3 protein-coding genes are annotated in these 3,715 nt (G+C 71.0%); 2 read left to right on the top strand and 1 reads right to left on the bottom strand.

All coding sequences use genetic code 11. The annotated features are described in order from the left end of the window. A partial coding sequence (locus tag LQV45_RS20475) for a phenylalanine--tRNA ligase subunit beta (protein WP_230008592.1) occupies positions 1–1,651 on the top strand: 1,651 nt, incomplete at its 5' end. 45 nt (positions 1,652–1,696) lie between these two features. Beyond that, positions 1,697–2,461, top strand: a complete 765-nt coding sequence (locus LQV45_RS20470; RefSeq protein WP_230008591.1) for a 4'-phosphopantetheinyl transferase superfamily protein — start codon at positions 1,697–1,699, stop codon at positions 2,459–2,461. A gap of 19 nt (positions 2,462–2,480) precedes the next feature. Here LQV45_RS20470 and LQV45_RS20465 read toward each other — a convergent pair. Continuing rightward, positions 2,481–3,715: M1 family metallopeptidase (locus LQV45_RS20465; RefSeq protein WP_230008590.1), on the bottom strand; the 1,235-nt coding region annotated here is incomplete at its 5' end.

Below are 3,715 nucleotides of genomic sequence, written 5' to 3'. Positions count from 1 at the left end.
GGACAAGCTGGCCGGCGACATCGTGGTCCGGCGGGCGACGGCGGGGGAGAAGATCACCACCCTGGACGACAAGGAGCGCACGCTCGACGTCGAGGATCTGCTGATCACGGACGAATCCGGACCCATCGGAATCGCCGGTGTCATGGGCGGTGCCCACACCGAAGTCTCGGACACCACCACGAACGTCCTGGTCGAGGCCGCGCACTTCGACGCGGTCTCGATCGCCCGTGCCCGCCGCCGGCACAAGCTGCCCTCCGAGGCGTCCAAGCGCTTCGAACGCGGCGTGGACTGGCAGGTGGCCGACGTGGCCGCCCAGCGTGTGGTGGACCTGCTGGTCGAACTCGCCGGCGGAACGGCCGACGAGGCCGGGACCGACGTCGGGACCGCGCCGGACGCCGTCACCATCGAACTGCCGGCAGAGTACGCGGCAGCCCGGATCGGGATCGACTTCACCGAGGAACAGATCCTGACCTCGCTCGAGGACCTCGGCGCCGTCGTTGCCAAGACCGGCAACGGCTACACGGTGACCGCCCCGAGCTGGCGCCAGGACCTCGAGACCAAGGACGACCTCACCGAGGAAATCGCCCGGCTGGTTGGCTACGACAAGATCCCGGCGACCCTGCCTGTGGCGCCCCCGGGCCGTGGCCTGACCCGCGTCCAGCAGCAGCGCCGCCGCCTGATCCAGGCCCTCGCCGACGCCGGACTCACCGAGGTGCTGGCGTATCCGTTCGTCTCGAAGGCCGCCAATGACACCTTTGGCGTCCCCGCCGAAGGTGCGGAGCGCAAGGCCCTCAAGCTGGCCAACCCGATCAGCGAGGAGCACGGCTTCCTGCGGACCTCCGTCCTGCCGGGCCTGATCGAGGTTGCCAAGCGCAACCACTCCCGCGGCTTCCGCGACCTCGCCCTCTTCGAGGCCGGGCTCGTGTTCCTGCCGGGCGAGAAGCTTGGCACCTCCGCGATTCCGCCGCTCGGCGTCAAGCCCGGCGACGACGTGCTCGATGCCCTGTACGACGGCGTCCCGGACCAGCCGCTGCACCTCGCCGCCGTGCTCACGGGGCACGACTCTCCCGCTGCCCCGGGCCACGCCCCGCGGGCCTGGGACTGGGCGGACGCGGTGGACATCGCCCGGATCGCCGGCGACGTGCTCGGCGTCGAGCTCCTGGTCACGCAGGGCCGGCATCAGGCCTTCCACCCGGGCCGGGCGGCGCAGCTTGAACTGCGCACCGGCGAAGTGGTGGGCTACGCCGGCGAGCTGCACCCGAAGCTGCTGGCGGCGCACGACATGCCGGCCCGGTCCGTGGCACTGGAACTGAACGCCGACGCCCTCTTCGAGGCAGCCGCCGACGTGATCGTGGCCCGGCACATCTCGACGTACCCGGTGGCCACGCAGGACGTGGCCCTGGTGGTGGCGCAGGACGTCCCGGCCGGGGAGGTGCTGGCTGCGCTGCGTGAAGGCGCCGGCGAACTGCTCGAGGACGTCGCATTGTTCGACGTCTACGCGGGCAAGGGCATCGAGGAAGGCAAGAAGTCGCTGGCGTTCAGCCTGCGCTTCCGCGCCGACGACCGCACCCTGACGGCGGACGAGGCCTCGGAGGCCCGTGAAGGTGCCGTGGCCGCCGCCCACGAACGATTCGGAGCGGTGCAGCGCTGAGGACTGCGCTGGTCACAGCGCAGACGTTTCTGAAAGGGGCGGGTCATGGCATCACACCTTGTTGTGCGTGCCTGCCCGCCCTTTCGCGTTCCCGGCGACCCCGGGGTTCCCAGCGGCCCCCGTGTTCCCAAGGACCTGGGGGCGACCGTGGAAGCGGCATCAGCCCTTTATCCGGAACCGGAGCTGGAACGCGACTCGCGCTCCCTGCTGGACGGGGCCGAGCTCGTCCGGGCCAGGGCCATGACCCCGCGGACCCGGGAGGACTTCCTGTACGGGCGGCTCGCGCAGCGCCGGTTCGCGGCCGGCCTGCTCGGCGTTCCGGCGTCGGACCTCACCGCCTGGTACAGCTGCCCACGGTGCGGCACCGGCGCGGACATCTCACACGGCCGGCCCGGCTACCTGCTCCGGGGCCAGGCGGCGCCGCTGCTGCTGAGCCTGTCCCGTGCGGCCGGCTGGACGCTTCTGGCCGGGGTCGTGGACCCGGACCCGGGCGAGCACCTGGGCATCGACGTCGAGGATCCGGCCCGGGCGGACTTCGACGGGTTCGACGACGTCGTGTTGACCCCGGCGGAACAACGGCACCTCGCCGGGCTGGGCGGCATCGCGCTGCTGCAGGGCAGGGCGCGCCTGTGGGCGCGCAAGGAGGCCTGGCTCAAAATGCTGGGCACCGGGCTGCAGACGGCCCCGGACACCCTGGACGTGCTGGCGCCGACAGTGAACGGCCGCGCAGGGCTCCGGGACCTGCCGCCGGCAGAGACGGGCCTGCCCGCTGATCTCGTGGCAGCCGTCGCCCTGGCGGTCCTTCCCTAGTCAGGGCTCCGGCCCCTGATCAGATCTTGGGCGGCGTTGCCTGCGGGAGCGGCGGCAGGGCGTCGGCGAACAGCCAGGGGTGCAACAAGGCCTCTGCGTCCAGGCCCGTTGTGTGGGCGGCCGCGACGATGAAGTCGGCGGTGGTCACGGTGCCGTGCCGGAAGCGGTCCGTCCAGTCGTGCAGCAGAGCGAAGAACGCCAGGTCGCCGCAGCGTACCCGCAGGGCGTGCAGGGCCAGGGCGCCGCGTTTGTAGACCCGGTCGTCAAACATCAGTTCGGGGCCGGGGTCGCCCACCATCAGGTCCTGCGGGGCAGCGGCGAGCTTGCGCCAGGCGGCGCGCGCGCGGGCAGCCGCCGACATGATGCCGGCCTCTTCAGACCAGATCCATTCCGCGTAGCAGGCAAAGCCCTCGTGCAGCCAGATGTCCTTCCAGGTCGCAGTAGTCAGGGAGTTCCCGAACCACTGGTGGGCGAGTTCGTGGGCGATCATCCGCTGTGATTCCCAGTCCTGCCGCAGATGGTTGGGCCCCAGGATGGACAGTGTCTGCGCTTCCAGCGGGATTTCCAGGACGTCGTCGGTGACCACCACCGTGTACTCCGGGAACGGGTATGGCCCAAAGCAGTTCGTGAAGGTCCGCATCATGTCGGGCTGGCGGGCCAGGGCGGCCCGGGCGCCCGCCTGCAGCGACGCCGGCACGGCCACATACTGCGGAACGTGCCCTGAGGGCCGGTCGGCATTGAGCGTCAGGAGCCCGTAGCGGCCGATCTGGACCGTGGCCAGGTAGGTGGCCATGGGTTCGGCCTGCTCAAAGACCCAGGTCTCGCGGCTGGCCCTGCTGGTGCGGGAGAGCAGCACCCCGTTGCACACGGCCCGGTAGTTCGCGTCGGTGGTCACGGTGATGAGGTAACTCGCCTTGTCGCGCGGGTGGTCATTGCACGGAAACCAGGAGGCTGCCCCGTTGGGCTGCCCGGCGACCAGCACCCCATCGGAGAGCTCCTCCCAGCCCACTTCGCCCCACACGCCGCGGCGCGGCGCGGGGTACCCCTCATAGCGGATGTCCAGCGTGAAGGCCTCGGTGGCGAGCAGCGGGTTGTCGGGGTAGACAACGAGCTGCTCGGCCCGCTGCGTGAACCGGCGTACCCTGCGCCCGTTGAGCTGGATCTTCGTGGCCCGCAAGCCGGCCAGGTCCAGGACGATCGCCGACGTCGGGAGCTGCGTGATGGCGTGCAGGACGGCGTGCCCGGCAAGGCGGT

The sequence above is a fragment of the Microbacterium sp. Bi128 genome, from assembly GCF_918698205.1.
This window is presented reverse-complemented; position numbering and strand designations above follow the sequence as displayed.

Bases quoted from the DNA above. Each gene is read 5' to 3' on its own strand.
- LQV45_RS20470 (WP_230008591.1), top strand. From the start codon at position 1,697: ATGGCATCACACCTTGTTGTGCGTGCCTGCCCGCCCTTTCGCGTTCCC.